This window comes from Acetobacter orleanensis (assembly GCF_001581005.1).
GTDB classification, from domain to species: domain Bacteria; phylum Pseudomonadota; class Alphaproteobacteria; order Acetobacterales; family Acetobacteraceae; genus Acetobacter; species Acetobacter orleanensis.
Window position 1 is genome coordinate 76,495 of the sequence record NZ_LHZV01000062.1, and the last position, 19,333, is coordinate 95,827.

18 protein-coding genes are annotated in these 19,333 nt (G+C 54.8%); 8 read left to right on the forward strand and 10 right to left on the reverse strand.

Annotation, left to right across the window (positions count from 1 at the left end; all coding sequences use genetic code 11):
• The first annotated feature begins 59 nt into the window (after positions 1-59).
• Complete coding sequence (locus tag AD949_RS08180) at positions 60-1,505, forward strand: aminotransferase-like domain-containing protein (protein WP_048835972.1); 1,446 nt, start codon at positions 60-62, stop codon at positions 1,503-1,505.
• Between the two features lie 224 nt (positions 1,506-1,729).
• Positions 1,730-2,845 (forward strand): S-(hydroxymethyl)glutathione dehydrogenase/class III alcohol dehydrogenase, encoded by a 1,116-nt coding sequence (locus tag AD949_RS08190; protein WP_048835970.1) that lies wholly within the window; start codon positions 1,730-1,732, stop codon positions 2,843-2,845.
• Between the two features lie 50 nt (positions 2,846-2,895).
• Here the strand turns inward: AD949_RS08190 and arsC are convergent, their stop codons facing one another.
• On the reverse strand, positions 2,896-3,246 hold the full coding sequence (arsC, locus tag AD949_RS08195) for an arsenate reductase (glutaredoxin) (RefSeq protein ID WP_048835969.1): 351 nt from the start codon (positions 3,244-3,246) through the stop codon (positions 2,896-2,898).
• A gap of 39 nt (positions 3,247-3,285) precedes the next feature.
• Positions 3,286-3,747 (reverse strand): Lrp/AsnC family transcriptional regulator, encoded by a 462-nt coding sequence (locus AD949_RS08200; protein WP_048835968.1) that lies wholly within the window; start codon positions 3,745-3,747, stop codon positions 3,286-3,288.
• A 114-nt stretch (positions 3,748-3,861) separates the two neighbouring features.
• Here AD949_RS08200 and AD949_RS08205 point away from each other — a divergent pair, with 114 nt between their 5' ends.
• Complete coding sequence (locus AD949_RS08205) at positions 3,862-5,334, forward strand: aminotransferase class V-fold PLP-dependent enzyme (RefSeq protein WP_048835985.1); 1,473 nt, start codon at positions 3,862-3,864, stop codon at positions 5,332-5,334.
• 1,009 nt (positions 5,335-6,343) lie between these two features.
• Positions 6,344-8,020: a SulP family inorganic anion transporter gene (locus AD949_RS08210; protein WP_048835967.1), complete on the forward strand. Its 1,677-nt coding sequence runs from the start codon at positions 6,344-6,346 to the stop codon at positions 8,018-8,020.
• 350 nt (positions 8,021-8,370) lie between these two features.
• Here the strand turns inward: AD949_RS08210 and AD949_RS08215 are convergent, their stop codons facing one another.
• From AD949_RS08215 to AD949_RS08245, 7 genes are all read right to left on the reverse strand, one after another.
• On the reverse strand, positions 8,371-8,574 hold the full coding sequence (locus tag AD949_RS08215; protein ID WP_048835966.1) for a hypothetical protein: 204 nt from the start codon (positions 8,572-8,574) through the stop codon (positions 8,371-8,373).
• A 14-nt stretch (positions 8,575-8,588) separates the two neighbouring features.
• Positions 8,589-9,728, reverse strand: coding sequence for a cytochrome d ubiquinol oxidase subunit II (gene cydB, locus AD949_RS08220; RefSeq protein WP_048835965.1), 1,140 nt, complete (start codon positions 9,726-9,728; stop codon positions 8,589-8,591).
• Between the two features lie 28 nt (positions 9,729-9,756).
• Complete coding sequence (locus AD949_RS08225) at positions 9,757-11,373, reverse strand: cytochrome ubiquinol oxidase subunit I (protein ID WP_048835964.1); 1,617 nt, start codon at positions 11,371-11,373, stop codon at positions 9,757-9,759.
• A gap of 59 nt (positions 11,374-11,432) precedes the next feature.
• On the reverse strand, positions 11,433-13,124 hold the full coding sequence (gene cydC / locus AD949_RS08230) for a thiol reductant ABC exporter subunit CydC (protein ID WP_096430508.1): 1,692 nt from the start codon (positions 13,122-13,124) through the stop codon (positions 11,433-11,435).
• The gene (cydD, locus tag AD949_RS08235) at positions 13,121-14,818 is read right to left on the reverse strand and encodes a thiol reductant ABC exporter subunit CydD (protein WP_048835963.1); all 1,698 of its coding nucleotides are present in this window, start codon (positions 14,816-14,818) and stop codon (positions 13,121-13,123) included. The genes cydC and cydD overlap by 4 nt, the downstream gene beginning before the upstream one ends.
• A 264-nt stretch (positions 14,819-15,082) precedes the next feature.
• Complete coding sequence (locus tag AD949_RS08240; RefSeq protein ID WP_048835962.1) at positions 15,083-15,865, reverse strand: sulfite exporter TauE/SafE family protein; 783 nt, start codon at positions 15,863-15,865, stop codon at positions 15,083-15,085.
• Between the two features lie 57 nt (positions 15,866-15,922).
• On the reverse strand, positions 15,923-16,849 hold the full coding sequence (locus tag AD949_RS08245; protein ID WP_048835961.1) for an MBL fold metallo-hydrolase: 927 nt from the start codon (positions 16,847-16,849) through the stop codon (positions 15,923-15,925).
• A gap of 108 nt (positions 16,850-16,957) precedes the next feature.
• On the opposite strand from AD949_RS08245, the gene AD949_RS08250 reads away from it, so the two are divergent.
• From AD949_RS08250 to AD949_RS08260, 4 genes are all read left to right on the forward strand, one after another.
• Positions 16,958-17,617: a peroxiredoxin gene (locus tag AD949_RS08250; RefSeq protein ID WP_048835960.1), complete on the forward strand. Its 660-nt coding sequence runs from the start codon at positions 16,958-16,960 to the stop codon at positions 17,615-17,617.
• Positions 17,614-18,036 carry an ArsR/SmtB family transcription factor gene (locus AD949_RS08255; protein ID WP_048835959.1) on the forward strand — a complete coding sequence of 141 codons (423 nt, stop codon included), beginning with the start codon at positions 17,614-17,616 and terminating at the stop codon, positions 18,034-18,036. Before AD949_RS08250 ends, AD949_RS08255 begins: the two co-directional genes overlap by 4 nt.
• 61 nt (positions 18,037-18,097) lie before the next feature.
• On the forward strand, positions 18,098-18,223 hold the full coding sequence (locus tag AD949_RS14635) for a hypothetical protein (protein ID WP_282955672.1): 126 nt from the start codon (positions 18,098-18,100) through the stop codon (positions 18,221-18,223).
• A gap of 6 nt (positions 18,224-18,229) precedes the next feature.
• Positions 18,230-18,781 (forward strand): hypothetical protein, encoded by a 552-nt coding sequence (locus AD949_RS08260; protein ID WP_048835958.1) that lies wholly within the window; start codon positions 18,230-18,232, stop codon positions 18,779-18,781.
• Positions 18,782-18,818: 37 nt separating this feature from the next.
• Here AD949_RS08260 and AD949_RS08265 read toward each other — a convergent pair whose 3' ends face one another.
• Complete coding sequence (locus tag AD949_RS08265; RefSeq protein ID WP_048835957.1) at positions 18,819-19,145, reverse strand: hypothetical protein; 327 nt, start codon at positions 19,143-19,145, stop codon at positions 18,819-18,821.
• Positions 19,146-19,333: the final 188 nt, after the last annotated feature.

A 19,333-nucleotide genomic window follows, 5' to 3' on the forward strand; every position in this document is an offset into this window, starting at 1 on the left:
CCGGAACACGCCCGGTACGGTTTGCGCAACAGTCTTCAAACTGTTCTGGAGGAATTACCATGCCAGTTTCAAAACACGGCACGCCCGCGCTCATGCCCCGTTGGGAGCCTGTGCGGGGGAGCGATACCACCTTGGTTGTGCAGCTTGAGCAGGAACTGGCAAGCCGTATTGCAGACCATACCCTGCGGGCTGGCAGCCGCCTGCCCTCTGTGCGGCGCATGGCGGAGAGCGCCGGAGTCAGTCGCTTTACCGTGCTGGAAGCCTATGACCGGCTGGTGAGCAAAGGGCTGATAGAGCCCCGGCCCGGCGCAGGCTACTTTGTCAGGCCTATAGCCTCTGCTGCTCCACTGGCTGATATGGCGGCACCCCCAACGGCTCTGCCACCCCAACTGGACGTGGCATGGCTGCTGCGCGGTATGTTTCCGGAGAGCGCAGCGGTAGAAATTTCGGCCGCCGCCGGATTACTACCGGCGGACTGGATGAACCCGGATATGGTCAATGCTGCCATACGGGCCGCCGGACGGAGTGCGCCCGCCGCCTGCCTTGGATATGGGCACCCGCAAGGCTACACGCCCTTGCGGGAACAGCTTGCCACGCAGCTACATAGTCAAGGTATTGCGGCTAACCGGGACCAGAACCTGATGCTGACAGCGGGTGTTACCCACGCGCTGGACCTTTTGTTCCGTCTGTTGCTCCAGCCGGGCGATACCGTGATGGTGGAAGACCCCGGCTGGTTTCTGATTTTCGGGCGTCTTGCCGCCTGCGGAGTGCGGATTGTCGGGGTGCCGCGTGGGCCGGACGGGCCGGATCTGGGCATTATGGAGCAACTTGCCGTCACGCATAAACCGAAACTGTTTCTGATTAACAGTGCGGTACATAACCCAACCGGGCACACCCTGTCCGCCGCTGCCGCGCATGACGTGCTGAGGCTTGCGGAAAAGCATGATTTTCTCATTATCGAAGATGATACTTACGCGGATTTCCACCCCGGTGTTCCAGTGCGTCTGGCCTCTCTGGACCGTCTGAGGCGCGTAGTTCTGGTCGGTGGTTATGCCAAGACGTTGGCCGCAGGACTGCGTGTCGGGTTTTTGGCGGCGTCTCCCGAACTGATATTGCGGCTGACGGATTTAAAATTGCTGGCCGGGCTGACAACCTCCAGTCTGGGGGAGAGTGTAGTGCATCGGCTTTTGCAGGAAGGGCAGTATAGGCGGCAGGTCGCGCGGTTGCGTCAGCGGGTGGATCAAGCCCGGCAGCGTTGTCTTGAGCGGATGACGGCCTGCGGTCTGACAGTCCCACATTTACCCAGTGCCGGAATTTTTGTATGGGCGGATTGCGGGCGAAATTCCGAGGTTCTGGCCCGTCAGGCGGCAGAAAGAGGCGTGCTGCTGGCTCCCGGCGTTCTGTTTTCACCCGTGCAGGCGCCATCCTCCTGCATCCGGTTGACCGTCAGTATGGCGGACCATCCAAAATTCTGGTCGGTTTTACAAAAACTGCTTTCCGCCTGAACAGAAAGGCTTGGAAGTTTCCACGGCTAGTCCGCTAGCTCAAGAATAGCGGCCTCTGTTTATTCCGAACCCGATATAGATATACGGTGCCGGAAAAGGTGATGTGACCAGAGAACACAGGCTGCACGGTAGCCCACGGGTGCTGCTTGGGGTTATTCTCCTTGAAGGAGACCGGACCGTTTAGCCGGTGCGCAGAGAGCAACGCATTCTTATAGGGGATGAGCATGGACGTACGGGCAGCCGTAGCTTTTGAAGCGGGTAAGCCGCTTGAAATTGAAACCGTACAGTTGGAAGGCCCGCGTGAGGGGGAAGTTCTGGTGGAGATCAAGGCGACCGGCCTGTGCCACACAGATAAATACACCCTCTCTGGTGCGGACCCCGAAGGCCTGTTTCCAGCTATTCTGGGTCATGAAGGAGCCGGGATTGTGGTCGAGGTCGGCCCCGGTGTAAGGCACCTGAAGCCGGGTGACCACGTTATTCCGCTCTACACGCCTGAATGTCGGGAGTGTAAATCCTGCCTGTCCCGCAAGACCAACCTGTGCACGGCCATCCGTTCTACGCAGGGTAAAGGGCTCATGCCGGATGGAACCTCACGTTTTTCTTTTAAAGGTCAGCCAATTCACCATTACATGGGCTGCTCGACCTTTGCGAATTACACCGTGCTGCCAGAAATCGCTCTGGCGAAAATTCGAGAAGATGCCCCGTTTGATAAGGTTTGCTACATTGGCTGTGGGGTGACCACGGGCCTTGGTGCGGTGCTGTTTACGGCCAAAGTTGAAGCGGGTTCGACCGTGGCGGTGTTCGGGCTGGGCGGTATCGGGCTGAATGTCATTCAGGGCGCCAAAATGGTGGGTGCTGATAGGATTATCGGCATTGACATCAACCCGGAGCGGGAAGCGATTGCCCGCCAGTTCGGGATGACGGATTTTGTTAATCCGAAAGACCTTGGCCCGAACGGGGATCTGGTAGGGTATCTGATTGAACTGACAGACGGTGGGGCGGACTACACGTTTGAATGTGTGGGTAACCCGACCCTTATGCGTCAGGCACTAGAATGCGCGCATCGTGGCTGGGGTGTGTCCACCATTATTGGTGTAGCCGGAGCAGGGCAGGAAATCAGCACGCGCCCGTTCCAGCTTGTTACTGGCCGCCGGTGGATTGGTTCAGCTTTTGGCGGTGCACGCGGGCGCACAGATGTTCCAAAAATTGTTGATTGGTACATGGACCATAAGATCAATATTGATGATCTTATTACCCACAAGCTGCCCTTGGAAAAAATTAACGAAGGCTTTGATATGATGACGCGCGGAGAAAGTATCCGTACCGTTGTAGAATATTAAAATCAGTTTCAGCCCCGGCTATAGACGCCGGGGCTTTTTTAACAGTGAATTCAGGGTAGCAGGCGCAGTACTGTCTCGGCTGGGCGGCACGCAGCAGCCCCCTTTTCTGTCACGACAATCGGGCGGTTGAGCAGAGCGGGATGCGCGGCAATGGCGTCCAGAATTTCCGCATCCGTGATAGCAGGTCCGTTAAGCCCCAATTCTTCATACAAGGCGCCTTTCTGGCGGAGCAGATCACGGGCGGTGAGGTCCGTCTGGTCCACAAGGTCTGCCAGCTTTTCCCGGCTAAGGGGTGTTTTCAGATACAGCACAACCTCTGGCTCAATGCCGGTCTCCTGAATAAGGCCCAGCACCGTGCGGGACGTGCCACAGGCGGGGTTGTGGTAAAGTGTTACAGACATGAACAGTCTCCTTCGGAACGGGTGAACAATACGAGCGCCTTAGACGGGTAGGGGGCGATTATCAGCAATCGCTTCCATCGCCATGTATGAGGTTACGGTATCGATATCGATTTTTTCGATCATTTTGCGATAAATGGCATCAAAGGCATTCATGTCCCGCGCGACCACTTTCAGCATGTAATCATATTCCCCGGCAATCCGATAGAAATCGACAATATTGGGAATGGAGAGAATGATCTGCCGGAAATTTTTAAGCCAGTCCTGTGAATGATGCCGCGTTTTGATCAGCACCAGCACAGTCAGGTCTAGTTCCACAGCGGCACGGTCAAGCCGTAGTGTTTGCCCCTGCATGACCCCCGAGGCCCGTAGAGCCTGCAACCGCCGCCAGCAGGCGTTTTGAGACATCCCGACACGCTCTGCCAGATCTCGCTGTGAAAGAGAAGCATCCTGCTGCAAAGCTCGCAAAATCGCGCGATCAAAATTATCAAGTTTATGGCTCATAGCCGATCATATGACCCAAAATTAAGAGTTTCAATCATAAAATAGGGACTCTTTTCTCACAGAGTTTTTTTTATGATTGCGGAACAGTTTTCCCAGCATCCGTGGTTTCAGAATATGATGACATCTTCTCCAGAAAACATTTTTTCCCGTTTTATAGAAAGCGTGCAGGGTGATGATGTTGTTGCCCGTCTGCGGGAAGATCTGATTGGTGACACCCTGACCATTCCCGGTCCTTTTGGCCCTAAAAAAATGGTTTATGCGGATTATGTCGCGTCTGGCCGCGCTCTTGGGGTGATTGAACACGCGGTGGCGACGCAGGTGCTCCCGTACTACGCAAACAGCCATACGGAAGCCTCGTTCTGCGGTCAGGTCATGAACCGGATGCGGCTTGAAGCGCGGAAAATTATCGGCCGCTTGTGTGGGGCAGAGCAGGGCTTTGCAACTATTTTCACGGGCAATGGGGCAACCGCGGGCCTTAACCGGCTTGTGCATCTGCTGGGTGTGCGAGACGCCGTGCGGGCAGGCGCGCGTCCCCTTATTCTGATTGGCCCGTATGAACACCACTCCAACATCCTGCCTTGGCGGGAAAGTGGCGCGGAATTGATTGAAATTGCGGAAGCTCCTTCAGGTGGCCCGGACCTTGCGCAACTGGAAGCACATCTGGCCGCTGCGGAGCCGGGACGCCTGATTATTGGCGCGTTTTCCAGTGCCTCTAATGTGACTGGAATTGTAACAGATACGGATTCTGTCACAAGACTTCTCAAACACTATGGTGCAAAATCTGTTTGGGATTATGCTGGCGGTGGCCCCTACCTGCCGATTGATATGAAGGCCGGGACAGACGCGGAAAAAGATGCCGTTGTAGTGTCCACTCATAAGTTTATTGGCGGCCCCGGTGCATCCGGTATTCTGATTGTGCGGGAGGCGGCTGTTACCACGCAGGAGCCAACCCTCCCCGGTGGCGGAACTGTGCGGTTTGTCTCGCCATGGGGGCATGATTATTCAGAGAGTGTGATAGCGCGGGAAGAAGCGGGCACACCGGATGTCGTCGGGAATATTCGTGCGGCACTGTGCTTTCTGGTCAAGGATGCCTTGGGCGCAGCCTTTATGGCGGAGCGTAATCAGGCTTTGTATCAGCGGGCTTATGCAAGCTGGCGTGCCAACCCACATCTGGAGCTACTGGGTAACCCGCAGGCAAAACAGCATCTTCCAATTTTCTCATTTCGTGTGGCAGATGCGGAAGGAAACCGTATTCACCACCAACTGTTTACCCGCATGCTGTCAGACCTTTATGGCATTCAGGCACGCGGGGGCTGTGCCTGTGTGGGGCCGTATGCGCATCGGCTGCTGTCTCTGGATGAAGCGGAGTCCATGCGGATGCATGAGGCCATCCGTGCCGGGCATGAAGTAGAAAAACCGGGCTGGGTAAGGCTGAATTTCAGTGTTCTGATGGACGACGCCAAGGTGGATTATATCCTGCATGCCGTCAATGAGCTGGCCGAAAACGCTAGCGCACTAGCGCAATCTTATGTGTGTGATGCTGCAACGGCACGTTTCCGGTATCAGGGCACTGTAGCCGCGGAATAAAGCCAATCAGGCAGCGGCTAGTTTTTAGCCGCTGCCGAGGCAGAAAAATTTTTTAGAGAGAAAACCTATTCAAATTTCAAAATAAACTATTATAGAAAACGTTTAAATATAATGTTCTTTCTAATAACGTTTATTGGATTGGAAAAATTTATTAAATGACTCTGATGCCGCGAAAAATTATAAAATTAAGAAAATCATATTTATAATAATGAATAGAACAAAAATTATAAAAAAGGCTACAAAAACATAAAATGGTTGCCATGTCTTGATGCGCAGCATCAGGCCGATTCTTTCGTTGGAAGAGGCAGAATTACAATGGGCCAGCATACTGGCACATGGTTTTCTACGGATTGATCGTGAGTTTTATACAATAAAATGTAAAAACATCATGATATTTTTTCTATTTAAAAAAATACTTTTAATGATAGTTTCAGAAATAGACAAAATAGCGTCTACCATGACATTCGTGTCCAGCAGGTTCACTGCAACAACCACAGATAAAACTGATCGTTCTTCTGTCCTTATTCATATATTTGCTCCATTATCTCAAGCAGAACAATAAGGCCGGGTCGGAAGCTATGCGTCAGCGTGCAGAGCAACGGGGTCTGAAATCCGTTCTGGCCCAAAGGAAAAATCATTCCGGTGTGATGGGAATCACAAATGATGTTGTGCCTACGCTGCTGCCACCTCAAGGCCATTGTCCGCTTAGGGAAAGAAAGTGGCCTACCGTGCGCGGTTACACCGACAAGCCTTCAGGATGTGCTCCCATCTGCATGACGCAAGGACAGGTTGACGCAGACTGGGAAGCGCGTCTCGCCTGATCTGGGGGCAGGAAGCAGGACTTCTCTTGCGGCTGACGCCGAGCGTGTTTGAGTGCAAAAAAAGCCATCTCGTTCCGTCCACGGAGCGCGGTGGCTTTTTTGTGAGGGCGGCCTGTCTTTTAAAAAGGTGACGCAGCATGAGATTGGCGGCAAAAAGCCCAGAGAGAAAAATAATGTAAGGTAGAGAAATGCTGAAGAGCCTGTTCGGACGGTTGGGGCAGGGGGAGCGTGTCAGCTTTATGCGTGACAGTTTGGCCGGGCTTTCCCTTGCCTGCATGAATATCCCACAGGTGCTGGGTTATGCTCGCATTGCCGGGATGCCGGCTGTTACCGGGCTTTACACGGTTTTGCTGCCGTTGGTGGCGTTTGCTGGCATCGGGTCCTCCCGGCATCTGGTGGTCGCGGCGGATTCCGCAACAGCGGCTATTTTTTCCAGCGCGCTGGCGCGCATGGCTCCACCGGGAAGCGCGCATTATATGGCGCTTGTCAGCATGGTCGCACTTTTGAGTGCCGGGTTTCTGCTGGTGGCGCGGTTGTTCAGACTAGGCTTTCTGGCAGATTTTCTCTCCCGTACGGTGCTCGTCGGGTTCATGGCCGGGGTTGGCGTGCAGGTCGGCATTGCCATGGCGTATGACATGCTGGGTTTGCAGGTGACAGCCCATAACCCTCTTGTGCAGGCGTTGGATCTGGTCAGAGGTATCCCTCATCTTGTGCCGTTGAGCGCGGCTCTCTCCCTTGGCATGTGTGTCGCTTTGTTTACGGGAAAAAAGTTCGCGCCACATAAGCCACTGGCGCTGGTTTTGGTGGTTGGGGGGATTCTGGCCAGTTGGGCGTTCGGGTTGCAAGCCCGAGGAGTTGCGCTGGTTGGCCCGCTCACTGGCGGGTTGCCGTCACTGCATTTTCCGGACGTAAGCTGGAATGACATTCTCAGTCTGCTACCAGTCGCAACCTCCTGCGTGTTCGTCATTATCGCACAAAGTGCCGCAACATCCCGTTCATGCGGCTATGAATTTCAGGAAACTGTTGATGAAAACAGGGACATTCTTGGTCTTTGTGCGGCTAATGCCGTGGCTGGCTTGAGCGGTACATTTGCAGTCAATGGCAGCCCAACGCAGACAGCTATGGCCATACAGGCAGGTGCGCGCAGTCAGTGGGCACAACTAGTTTTTTCTGCTGTTACTCTAGTTGTTTTGCTGTTTCTGACTGGCCCTCTGCATTATCTACCGCGGTGTGTGCTGGGAACCATTGTGTTCAGTGTGGCTGTGGGCATGATTGATCTGCAAGCCTTAAAGCATATTCGGGAGGAAAGCCCCGGAGAGTTCAGGCTGGCGCTGATGACAGCCGCAACCGTTGTTGGCGTTGGGGTAGAACAAGGTATTTTGGTCGCAATTGCCCTCTCTCTGGTGCGCCACGTTCGGCATAGTTATGAGCCACATACAATGGTTTTGGAGGAAGATGCACAGACAAGACTTCTGGAAGCCTCCATCGTCAAAGCCGGTGTGGAAACAGAACCCGGCCTGATTGTGTACAGATTTTGTGCAGACCTGTTCTATGCAAACTGTAATCGTTTTGCAGATGATATCCGGTTTTTGATCCAGACAGCACCAACGCCAGTACGGTGTGTGGTGGTAGATGCGAGTGCTATTACGGATATTGATTATTCCGCAGCAGCACTTTTAAGAAATGTTTTGCAGGAGTTGCAGGCGCAGTCTATTCTGGTTCTTTTTGGGCGTGTTAATCCGTTTTTACATGCGGATATGGAGCGCCACCGGATTAGTGCTGCTCTGGGCGAGGGAAATATTTATCCTCAGCTTCATACGGCTGTCGCCGCAGCACGCTCTCATGCCCGGTGCGAACAGGCATGAGAGCAGAAGCTTGTGAGGCTTGATGTCAGAACCGGCCTTAAGTGACGACATGCGCCCCGCTGGAAGGTTCTATCTGTAAAATACCATAAATCTGTATTATAGAAACAGTATAAATATTAAAAATACTATAAAATACAAAGGTATTTATGAAAGTAGTTATGGATTTCTTTAAGTATTTTTCTCAATAAAAAACCCCACGTCAGAATGCTGACGTGGGGGAGAAAGTAACTTTCTGCTGGATATGGCCCCTCAGGGAAACAGTTTTCGCACAATCCGATAGGCCACGATGTAAATCAGAAGATAGAACGCGGGGATAAACAGAATAATTCTTTCAAGATCACCCAGCATAATTAAAGCTCCGTTTCTGAAGATGAGCCAATTTTACCTTCCTGCTGCGCATCCAGAAGGATGGCACCAGCGCCGGAAATCAGGATGATCATGATTGTTCCGACCACCCAGGCAAAATACCATGGGCCCTGATCCCCTACAAAAACAGCAAACAGCAGGGAGACAACCAGAACAGCGGCCAGACCGGCCATACGTAAAAGGTACATGGTTAAACTTCCTTTTAATAGCTGTGGCTATCGTTAACAATGTCCGCTGTGCGAACCTTGCCCCGCATCACATAATAACACCATGAGGTGTAACACAGGATGATCGGCACAAAGATCAGCGCCACAACCAGCATGCAGGTCAGTCCGTAAGCGCTGGCGGAACTGTTCCAGATGGTTAGGCTCTGGTCCGGCGCGGTGGTGGAGGGCATGAAGAACGGGAACATGGCGGCAGCAACTGTGCCGATGGTGCCAATCCATGAGCCAAGGCCAATCCACCAAGCCAGAACAGCTTTATTCATGCGCGCGGCCTGTGTGCCGCCAATCATGCAGGCCAGTCCGAGTATGGGAAGCAGCCAGAGCGCCGGATGCGCCGCATAATTATGCAGCCAGCCCCCTGCGACCATATCAACATGCTGCCCATGCATGGGGGAAGCCGGCATGGCCGGGTTAACCGGGGCCGTGAACACAAAGCCTTTCATGCGGGCAATGAAAAAGCCGCCAAGACTGAACAGAACCGCTGCTGTCAGGCCACCCCGTATGGCATAGCGACGGGCGCGGTCATAAATCGGGTTTTCTGCCCGCAGCATCAACATAATGCCGCCCTGATACACGCTCAGAGCAACGGACATCAGGCCGCAGAGGATGGCAAACGGGTTCAGCAGATAGGAGAAGAAGGAATTATCCTGATAATACTGCCCGGTCCAACCAAAATGGAAGCCAACCCCATGCAGGATATTCCCGAACGCGGCTCCGTAAATGAACATGGGCAGAAAGCCAGAAATCAGAAAAGCCCAGTCCCAGCTTGCGCGCCACAGATGGGAGTCGGCCTTGGAGCGATATTCAAAGGCAACAGGCCGCAGAATCATGCTGAACAGCAGCAGAATCATCACGACGTAAAAAACGGAAAAGGATGTGGCATATAGGGTCGGGAAAGCCGCAAAAATCGCGCCACCTCCCAGAATGAACCACACCTGATTTCCATCCCAGTGCGGTCCGATGATGTTGAGAGCCGTGCGGCGCTCCCCATCATTCCGGCCCACAAAGCGGAGCAGGGTGCCAACTCCCATATCCATGCCAACCATCAGGCCAAGGCCGATCAGCAGCACACACAGCAGCGCCGCCCAGATCAGTTTAAGAAGTGTATAAAGTTCCATACTCAGGACCTTTCTTTAAACAGATGCCTCAGTGGCCTGAAGCGTGCGATGTGCCAGCAACGGCGTACTGGGCGGTATAGTCCTCGGTGCCATGAGCGGTGTCATGGGAGTCCGGGCCGAGGCGCGCGAACTTGAACATCAGATACAGTTCCGCAGCGATGAAGATGCTGTAGAGCAGCGCAAACCCCGCCAAAGAAAACACCATGTAGGACGTGCTGTGCGAGGAGGCCGACATGAAGGTGGGCAGGATATTGAACACCGTCCAGGGCTGACGGCCTGCCTCTGCGGTAATCCAGCCAAATTCCGTTGCCAGAATGGGAAGCGGGATGGACCACATGCAGGCTTTGAGGATGAGCGTATTTCTCTCAAGCTTGTTCTTCAGGCTGAGGTAAGCGGAAATGGCGAACAGCGCGAAGAAATAGAGCGCGAGAAAGACCATCAGGCGGAAAGACCAGAAGGTTACAAATACATTCGGAAGAATGTCAGGTTTTGTCTGGGCAATAACGCTCTGAAGATTTTCAGCCGGAATGGCGGCGACATCCTGATTAGGGGCATGGCGTGTCGCCAGAAAACCAAAGCCAAGGTCAGCTTCATGCGCTTTGAAAAGGTCCAGATCCGCCTGCTGGTGTGTTTCCTGATAACGATGCAGGGCAGCAACGGCCGTAATCCCGGATTCAATCCGCGGGCCTGCCGCATCTTCAAGCTCATGCATGCCGATAATCGGGGTGTTGAAATCATGCGCGATGAGCGGTGTCAGAACAAACGGCACACCGATTTCAAAATGGTTTTCCTGTTTGGCGTCATCAGGCAAGGCAGCCAGAATCCAGGGTTCATAAGGCGGCTTACTGGTGTGCCACAGGCCTTCAATCGCAGCGATTTTGGTCGGTTGTTCCATATAGTCTTCACGGCCCAGCACGTCGCCCAGCGTGATGACGGCCACGGTGGAAATAATCCCGAAAAGTGCCGCCATACGGAAGGAACGGGCTGCAAACTGCCTGTGCTGACCCCGCAGAAGGTAGAATGCGCTCACACCCATAACCAGCAGTGCTGCGGAGATGTATCCGGCCACTGATGTATGCACAAATTTGGCCTGTGCGTCCGGGCTGAAGATCAGTTTTACAAAACCGTCAAACTGGAGGCGCATGGTCTCAGGGTCAAAATGCGACCCGTGCGGGACATTCATGCCGGCGTTAGCAATCAGAATCCACAAAGCGGACAGGTTGGACCCCAGTGCCACGAGATAAGTCACGGCCAGATGGCCTTGTTTGCTCAGGCGGTCCCAGCCGAAAAACATCAGGCCAACAAACGTGGATTCCATGAAGAAGGCCATAAGCCCTTCAATAGCCAGCGGCGTGCCGAACATATCCCCAAAAAAGCGGGAATACATGGACCAGTTGGTGCCGAATTCAAACTCCATGGTGATGCCGGTGGCAACACCGAGGGCAAAGTTGATGCCGAACAACTTGCCCCAGAACATAGCCATGTCTTTATAAATTTTTCTGCCGGTTACGACATAGACTGTTTCCATGGCTGCAAGCATGAATGTCAGCCCCAATGTGAGGGGCACAAACATGAAGTGGTAGAGCGCTGTCAGCGCGAACTGAAAGCGTGAGAGATCAACAACAGTCGGGTTGATCATATCCATTTTAAAAATCCTTTATCATAGGCACTCTTAAGCGGGTTTTTGGGGGAGGGGTTATCGTGTCATGGCACCTCCTCCGCCGGGCAGATCTGGCCATCTGCCAGCGTGAGTGTCCGGTCCATGAACGGGATGAGAGTGCGCCGATGCGTAATGCACAGGATAGTGGCATCCGGCCTTGCGGAAAGCAGGCCTTGCATCAGGGCATATTCGGTTTTCTGGTCCAGCCCTTCTGTGGGTTCGTCCAGAATAAGCCATGGGGTGTTGCGCAACAGCGCCTGCGCCAGAACAAGCCGTCTGGCCTGCCCGCCGGAGAGGGCCATGCCTTCGTCCCCAATCAGCGTATCCAGCTTATGGGGGGCCTGCTGTACAAATTCGTCCAGTTGTACCGTGCGCAGAATGCCATGCAGGTGCGCATCATCAGCCGTCGGATCCGCCAGATGCAGCGTGTCCCGAATGGTGCCGTTGAACAGATGGAAATTTTGAGCGGCAACGCTGATGGTTTTTGCAAGATCTTCCGTTGAGAACAGGCGGAGATCCTGCCCGCCAAACGTGATCTCACCTTCCTGATAGGGGTAAAACCGGGTCAACAAGCTGATCAGGCTGCTTTTGCCAAGCCCCGAAGCGCCGACAAGTGCCACCCGTTCTCCCTGACGGATGGTAAAACTGGCATGGTGGAGAATAGGCGTCTGGCTGTTCGGGTAGTGGAAAGAAAGATCACGAACAGTCAGGTCCAGAGGCGTGTGCAAGGCTGGAGCCGGGGTGGCAGGGGCAGGCACGCATGGGGTGGCAGAGCAGGCGGCGTCTAGGCGCTCAGCCGCAATACGGGCGCGGGTAAAAGCCTGACAGGCGGCAGGTAAAGGTTGCGCGACATCAAACGCAGCCAGACAACCTAATGCCAGCATTGGAATTTCCGCAGCAGAGAGCATGCCCTGATGGAATGCCTGCACAGCCAGCATGACTACGGAGAGCGTCGTCAGTAGCCCGATAAAGGTTATCAGGCTGCGGGCTCCGCTTTCTAGACCGGCGAGGTACCGTTCTGTGCGTTGCAGAGTTTTCTGCTGCGCATCCAGTGCCTGAATTCTGGCATCGGCGGCTCCCAATGTCAGATACTCGCCCAAACCAGCAAGGGTGTCCGCCAGTTCGGCCTGAAAGTCACCCCGTTGCGTTGTGAGGGCACGCAGCCGTGGGGCGGAGAGTAGGCCAACGCCCAGGGAGACCGGCAGAATACAGATCAGAACGCCAAGAGCCAGCGCATATCCGGAATTTTTCAGGATAATTCCGGATATGAGGGCAAACACCAGTCCGCACAGAATGGCCCGTGCAAACGGTATAACCGTCTCTGTGTAAAACTGACCAACACGGTCTGTGTCCGACACGAAGCGGGAGAGCAGATCCCCGCCGCGTGTGTCTGTCAGCCTCGCAGGCGCCAGAGGGGCAAGTTTTGTATATGTCCAGACCCGCAGGTGGCCCGTCAGACGCAGGCTGGCGTCATGCGTTACCAGCCGTTCCAGATACCGCGTGACAATACGCAGCGTTGCAAAGAAGCGTACCCCCGTGGCGGGCAGCATCATGTTGAAGGCCTGCTGCGCGGCCAGTCCGGCTGCACCAGCGCAGGCTGCTCCAGCCAGCAGCCAGCCGGACAGGAACAGTAGCCCGAAATTGGCAAGGGCCGCTACGCAGGCCAACGCCAGACCTAGCAGGGCGGGCCACCGCAGAGCGCGTGTGAAAAGTCCCGAGAAAGTCAGCAGGTTCATGCGCAGGCCCTCTGATTTGCGGAGAAAATTTCTCCATGTCCCTGACTGATATGCAGGGTCTGGTCTGCCAGAGCGATCAGGGCCGCATGGTGGGTGGCCACCAGAACAATCCGGTGCGCCGCACAGCGCCGGATGGCCTGCGCAACGCGCTGCGCGCTGGCCGGGTCCAGATCAGATGTTGGTTCATCCAGACACAGAATATCCGGATTCCGCAGCAGCGCGCGGGCCAGAGCCAGCCGTTTGATCTGCCCACCAGAGAGGCATGCGCCTCTTTCGCCTACGGATGTTTCAAATCCCTGCGGCAGAGTTTCAATAAACTCCAAAGCATCGGCCTGCTGCGCGGCGGCACGGAGCTCGGCTTGTGTCGCATCGGGTTTGGCCAGTCGTAGGATGTCGGCAATGGTGCCTAGTGTCATGATGGGGCGCTGGGGAACCCATGCGATGCGGTTCTGCCAGTCAGCAAGAGGTAAGCCCGTATTCTCATAAGCGGTGATGCTGCCGGATGAAGGCTGTAAAAATCCGAGAATCAGGCGCAGGAAAGTTGTTTTCCCAGCACCACTTTCTCCGGTTACCACTGTCAGCAGGCCGCGAGACAGAGTGCAGGATAAATCCTGCAAGGCGGGGATGTTATCAGCATAGCCCGCAGTTAGGCCGGAACAGACAAGCTTTTCTATCGGAGATAAAGGCGTTTCGGCCTGTATGGCTATCCTGTCCGTTGTTTGCATATCCGGCAGGGCAAAGAGATCCGCCAGCCGGGCGGCTGCGGCCGTTGCATTCTGGCGAGCATGGTAGCTTGCGGAAAAAGCCCGGAGTGGCATGAAATATTCCGGGGCCAGCAAAAGAACCAGAAAAGCTGACCGGAAATCGACCGTGCCAGACAACAGCCGTGCACCAAAAACGACCGCAACCAGTGCAATGGAGAGGCTGGAGAAAAATTCCAGCACAGCAGAGGTCAGAAACGCGACTTTCATGACGGATAGCGTGCTGGCCCGATGAGCGTCCGTTGCGGCCGCCATACGGGTGATGCTGGCCTGTGTCTGACCAAGCTGGCGCAGCGTGCTGAGTCCGCGCAGCGAATCCAGAAAGCTTGAGCCTAGAACGACGAGTTGCATCCATTGCCGGTCCATGATGCCCTGTGCGCTATAGCCGACAAGCGCCATAAAAACTGGGATCAGCGGGCCTGTGCAGGCCAGAATAACAAAACTCCATCCGTCCAGATGGAATACCACGGCGAGAATAAGTGCCGGGAGGATGACCATCATGGCGGCGCGGGGGATGTACTGGGCAAAATAGGGCTCTAGCGCATCAATCCCTTCTGTCAGCGTGGTCAGAATGCGGCCTGCGGGGAGTGTCGCACACCCAACAGGGCCTACGCGGAACAGGTGGCGCAGGGCATCCTGCCGGACAAGGGCTGCAATGCGTAGTCCTGCTTGCATACCAGCGCGATCTGCCAGCCATTGCAGAAGCAGGCTGCCCCCAAGGCTGGCTGCGATCAGGATGAGGAGATGCTGCTCCGCTGCAATAGCAACGCTGTGGAACGTCAGATCATCAATCAGGCCAGCCAGTAGTGTGAGGTGCAGCACAAACAGGACTGCCGCCATGCCCCCCAGCGTGACGCTGCCAGCCAGCCAGCCTTTGGCTCGCCGGGCCATGCCAGCGGTCTGCCAGTCGTTTTTGGAGTGTTGGGACTGCATGAGGGTTTGCCTGTCTGCGGAGAACGATCAGAAGGGATATAGTTTCATAATTAACGAAAACAAGATTAAAATATTTCTGAAAGTTTTTTTCGTCAAGGAGGGCGTGCCCTGCGCGGTACGCAGGGTGAACTCTTAACATTATGAAAATTTGCAGTTTTATAAGGGAGAATGGATGCTGAGCATAAAAAAGGGAGCCCGAAAGCTCCCTGCATAAGTCTCAATCACGATGAGTATTGTTAAGTCATGTCATTAAGTGTTGACCGCTTAGTGGCCAGAGAGACTCTGCCAGATCATGTAAGTGGCCACGCAAAAGATCACGCAGGCGAAAAAGATGGTGAGAGCCCCTTTGGACTGCGCCATGGAATGTGCCACGCGGGTGCCGAGCAGGCTGCCAAGAGCGCCGCCCAGAATGAACAGCCCGGCCAGAGACCAGTCCACATAGCCGGACGCCATATAGCTGGCGGCGGTGCTGAGCCCAAAGGCTGCGACGGCAACCAGTGAGGTGCCAACAGCATTGAGAATCGGCATGCCGGTGGAGGCAACCAGACCGGGTACAATCAGAAAGCCACCCCCGATGCCGAAAAAGCCGGAGAGTAGCCCGGTGCCCGCGCCATAACCGGCCACTTTCGCAACGTTATCCCGGTTACAGCTTGCGCCGGGGCAGCCATCATTTTTGCGGCCACGCAGCATGAGAATGCCCACGCCAATCATGAGAATGGCAAAACAGAGCAGAAGCTTTTTGCCATCCACAGCTTTGCCTAGGGCTGCGCCAATAAACGCGCCGACTACGCCGCAGGAGGCAAAAACGGCGGCGCAACGCCATTTAACAGTGCGGGCACGGGCGTGCTGGGCCAGCCCGACCAGCGCATTGATGGCAACAGCGAGAGCGCTGGTGCCAATAGCTACGTGCGGATTGGCAACGCCCACAAGATAAACCATGAGCGGCACCGCCAGAATAGAGCCGCCCCCACCAATGAGTCCGAGGGTAAAACCGACCAGTGAGCCGGAAAAAATTTCCAGCCCGGTCTGCAAAAGGGGATCTGACATTTTACGGGGTGTGCCTCAGGTCAAAAACGGGAGCGGCGGTGTGTCTGGCGTGGGAGTTCAGAGCTTGTTAACGGGGATTTTGATGTAGCTGACGCCGTTTTCTTCTGGTTCCGGCATGTGGCCGCCACGCATGTTGATTTGTACAGAGGGCATGATGAGATTGGGGAGAGAGAGCGTGGCATCGCGCGTGGTGCGCATGGTAACAAACTCTTCTTCCGGCACGCCATCATGCACATGGACGTTGTGCGCGCGTTCCGCCCCAACGGTGGTTTCCCACGCAAATTCGTCGCGGCCGGGCGCTTTGTAGTCATGGCACAGGAACAGGCGTGTCTGTTCAGGCAACGTCAACAGGCGGCGGATGGAGCGGAACAGCATCCGGGCATCCCCGCCGGGGAAGTCCGCGCGGGCTGTGCCGTAATCCGGCATAAACAGGGTGTCGCCAATAAAGGCGGCATCGCCGATTACAAAGGCCATGTCGGCCGGGGTGTGGCCGGGGACGTGCAAGGCGGTGGCTTTCAGATTGCCAATCTGGAACTGGTCGCCATCCCGGAACAGGTGGTCAAACTGAGATCCATCTCGTGCAAAGCGGGTCCCGGCATTGAAGATTTTGCCAAAAACCTCCTGCACACGGACAATATCAGCGCCAATACCTAGTTTCCCGCCAATCTGTTCTTGCAGCCACGGGGCGGCTGAAAGATGGTCGGCATGAGCATGCGTTTCTAGTTGCCATTCAACCTTCAGGCCAAGCTCGCGCACATAATCGACAATTTTTTGTGCCGAGCCATAGCGTGTGCGGCCAGACGCGGCATCATAATCCAGAACGCTATCCACCACGGCGGCGGCCTTTGTTTCCGGGTCATGCACAACGTGGCTGGCTGTGAACGTCGCCTCATCAAAAAAGGTTTTGACGACCGGCTTTTGCGCCGGATGAGCCTCAGCACTCAGAATCTGGGTGGTGGCTGCGGCAATAGGGGCATCCGTCATGTGGTGCGTCCTTGTTAGTTTCTGATTTAATTTAAAAATGTATCTTCATTTTCATTAAATACGAAACCATCTTGCGTCAAGGCGGTGAACGCGCGTAAGGAATGCAGCATGAGCGATCCTACGTTTGAAGCATGTCCTCTTTTTCAGGCTCCGCCACCCCTCAAGATTGGCGATATGGCCCCGGATTTCGTGGCGCGGACCACGCAGGGCGACCTGACTTTAAGCAACTTACGCGGCCACTGGGTGATGTTGTTTTCGCACCCGGCAGATTTTACGCCCGTGTGCACGAGTGAATTTATTGCCTTCGCCAAGGCCGAGTCGCAGTTTCGGGCCATGAACTGCGCGCTGGTCGGGTTATCTATTGATAGCCTACCGTCTCATCTCGCGTGGGTGGATGCTATCCGGGCGCAGTTTGGGGTTGTGATTCCGTTTCCGGTGGTGGAAGACCCCTCCATGGTCATTGGGCGTGCCTATGGCATGCTGGATGTTAACGCGCAAAGTAGCGCGACGGTAAGGGCTGTCTATGTCATTGACCCGGACGGCATTGTGCGGGCCATTACGTGGTATCCCATGACCGTCGGGCGATCCGTCACGGAATTGCTGCGCTTGCTTGCTGCCCTGCAACGTGTGGCGGAAGGGGATGTGCTGACCCCTGAAGGCTGGGTGCCGGGGGATGATGTCGTGAGCCCCGCCGCCCAGACGCAGGACGCTGTGGCTGACGCCGGACCTGCGTGGTTCATGGCGCTGCAACAGGATGCAAAAGCATGACAGCTCTCTCATTCGACACGGCGCGGCAGCTTGTAGAACGACTAAAGCTGTTCGCCCAACCCCAGCGGTTGATGATTCTGGACGCTCTGCTTGATGGCGCTCTGGCTGTGAGTGAACTGGAGCACAGGACCGGCATTGGTCAGCCAACGCTGAGCCAGCAATTAGGCACTCTGCGCCGTGCGGCGATTATTGTGCCGCGCAGGGAATCCCGCACTATTTACTACAGTCTGGCCAATGATGATGAAGTGTTGCGCGCCAAAGCTCTGATTGCGCTTTTGCGGGAAGACAGCACGGCGTTGCCACTGTTGCAGGAAGTGTCAGAGCGTCGTGCCGCCTTTCCCGCTCGCGGAAAGATGCAGGAAGAAGGCGGTGCGCAGTTCGCGTTCATCCGTCCCGGCCTATCTGGCTCATCCACCTGAAAGCTGGTTTTGAAAGAGTAACCCCCACAGTGAAGGGTCATTCCGTCTTCCGAAGGCTGTTGTGATAGGCCCCCTTTCTGGTGGAAAAGGACGGCTTTCGGCGTGGTTTGAACCAGAAGCATTTGACTGGTATCGTCGGCGTGACACCAGTCTTATCTGGTTGTTTTTCAATGATGTGCAGGATTGATCTGTTATGCCGGATGACGATGCGAATAGAACGAGTCTCACGTCAGAGGAGGCTCGGGCTCACACGCAACCCATTTTGCTGACGGATGAGACTCCGAAAAAATTTGGAAAACTGAAAGCCAGAGTAATAGGCGTGGGTCAGAAGGCCAGCGTGCTCGGGAAAACAGTTGTGGATAAATATAGACCCGCAGTTGCGATTCCCAGAGGATTTCTGCAAAAATACCGACCCTATCTTGATAAAGCCGTTCTGATGGTCGCTGTGGCTGCTGCCGGCGCTGTTCTGAATGATCGCGAAAAAATGGAAGCGGTTTATCAGTGGATGCTGAAACTGGTGCCGTCATCTATCCGGTTGTTTCTGCCAGAAAAAATCCTGTTCAATGCGCTCTGGCTGATAAAAGATGACCTGATTAAGAAATTCTATGATTACCGAAAAAAACTGGTTTCTTCGGGTGAAAGTAAAGAAGAAATACAACGCCTGACGGACGAGGTGGATCAGTCCATTGAAGAGTTGGAGAAGACCGACGCAGGTTCCGTACGTGAGACGCCCGAAAAACCTTGAAAGAGGGGCTGAGAAAGTAGCTTTTCTGTTGGGTGCTTCACTCGTCCGTATCACGCGGCCCATCGTGAGCATTGGGCTGGCCAATATCTTCTAACCTTCTGCTAACCTTCCGCGTTGCTTGTTCTTCATGGGGTGGGTTGGCGCCGCCGCGTCGCAATCTCAGAGTCTGACTTCCGGCCGCATAAGCCGGGTTGGTTTCGGCGTTATGATCCTCAAAAGGGTCAACCCGGCAGGCTGATAAAGTATTCTCGTTCAGCGTGTAGTCAGGTGGCTCCTCTATAATGCGACTGTGTTGGCCGCTGCTGTAAGAGACAAAATTATGAATAAAGCGCATGCGCCGCAGTTTGCGTAACAGTTTAGTCATTATGATGCTTTCACCGTGTTTCTGTATTGGACGAAAATCTTTCTAATTCTGTTCCTGTTCGGGCAGGACGAGAGAGTGAGGGTTTCGACGAAATTCCTTCATGATCTCACGGTGGCCCCTCTCGGGCGGCGGGGCGTGTTCTGTCTAAGGTTGTTTTTATGCGTTTTTACTGGCAGGCGTTGGGTGCG

Bases quoted from the DNA above. Each gene is read 5' to 3' on its own strand.
- AD949_RS08260 (WP_048835958.1), top strand. From the start codon at position 18,230: ATGCCGGATGACGATGCGAATAGAACGAGTCTCACGTCAGAGGAGGCT.
- AD949_RS08245 (WP_048835961.1), bottom strand. From the start codon at position 16,849: ATGACGGATGCCCCTATTGCCGCAGCCACCACCCAGATTCTGAGTGCT.
- AD949_RS08180 (WP_048835972.1), top strand. From the start codon at position 60: ATGCCAGTTTCAAAACACGGCACGCCCGCGCTCATGCCCCGTTGGGAG.
- cydC (WP_096430508.1), bottom strand. From the start codon at position 13,124: ATGAACCTGCTGACTTTCTCGGGACTTTTCACACGCGCTCTGCGGTGG.
- AD949_RS08240 (WP_048835962.1), bottom strand. From the start codon at position 15,865: ATGTCAGATCCCCTTTTGCAGACCGGGCTGGAAATTTTTTCCGGCTCA.
- AD949_RS08215 (WP_048835966.1), bottom strand. From the start codon at position 8,574: ATGTACCTTTTACGTATGGCCGGTCTGGCCGCTGTTCTGGTTGTCTCC.
- AD949_RS08200 (WP_048835968.1), bottom strand. From the start codon at position 3,747: ATGAGCCATAAACTTGATAATTTTGATCGCGCGATTTTGCGAGCTTTG.
- AD949_RS08205 (WP_048835985.1), top strand. From the start codon at position 3,862: ATGATGACATCTTCTCCAGAAAACATTTTTTCCCGTTTTATAGAAAGC.
- cydB (WP_048835965.1), bottom strand. From the start codon at position 9,728: ATGGAACTTTATACACTTCTTAAACTGATCTGGGCGGCGCTGCTGTGT.
- AD949_RS08265 (WP_048835957.1), bottom strand. From the start codon at position 19,145: ATGACTAAACTGTTACGCAAACTGCGGCGCATGCGCTTTATTCATAAT.
- AD949_RS08250 (WP_048835960.1), top strand. From the start codon at position 16,958: ATGAGCGATCCTACGTTTGAAGCATGTCCTCTTTTTCAGGCTCCGCCA.
- AD949_RS08190 (WP_048835970.1), top strand. From the start codon at position 1,730: ATGGACGTACGGGCAGCCGTAGCTTTTGAAGCGGGTAAGCCGCTTGAA.
- arsC (WP_048835969.1), bottom strand. From the start codon at position 3,246: ATGTCTGTAACACTTTACCACAACCCCGCCTGTGGCACGTCCCGCACG.
- AD949_RS08225 (WP_048835964.1), bottom strand. From the start codon at position 11,373: ATGGATATGATCAACCCGACTGTTGTTGATCTCTCACGCTTTCAGTTC.
- AD949_RS08255 (WP_048835959.1), top strand. From the start codon at position 17,614: ATGACAGCTCTCTCATTCGACACGGCGCGGCAGCTTGTAGAACGACTA.
- AD949_RS08210 (WP_048835967.1), top strand. From the start codon at position 6,344: ATGCTGAAGAGCCTGTTCGGACGGTTGGGGCAGGGGGAGCGTGTCAGC.
- cydD (WP_048835963.1), bottom strand. From the start codon at position 14,818: ATGCAGTCCCAACACTCCAAAAACGACTGGCAGACCGCTGGCATGGCC.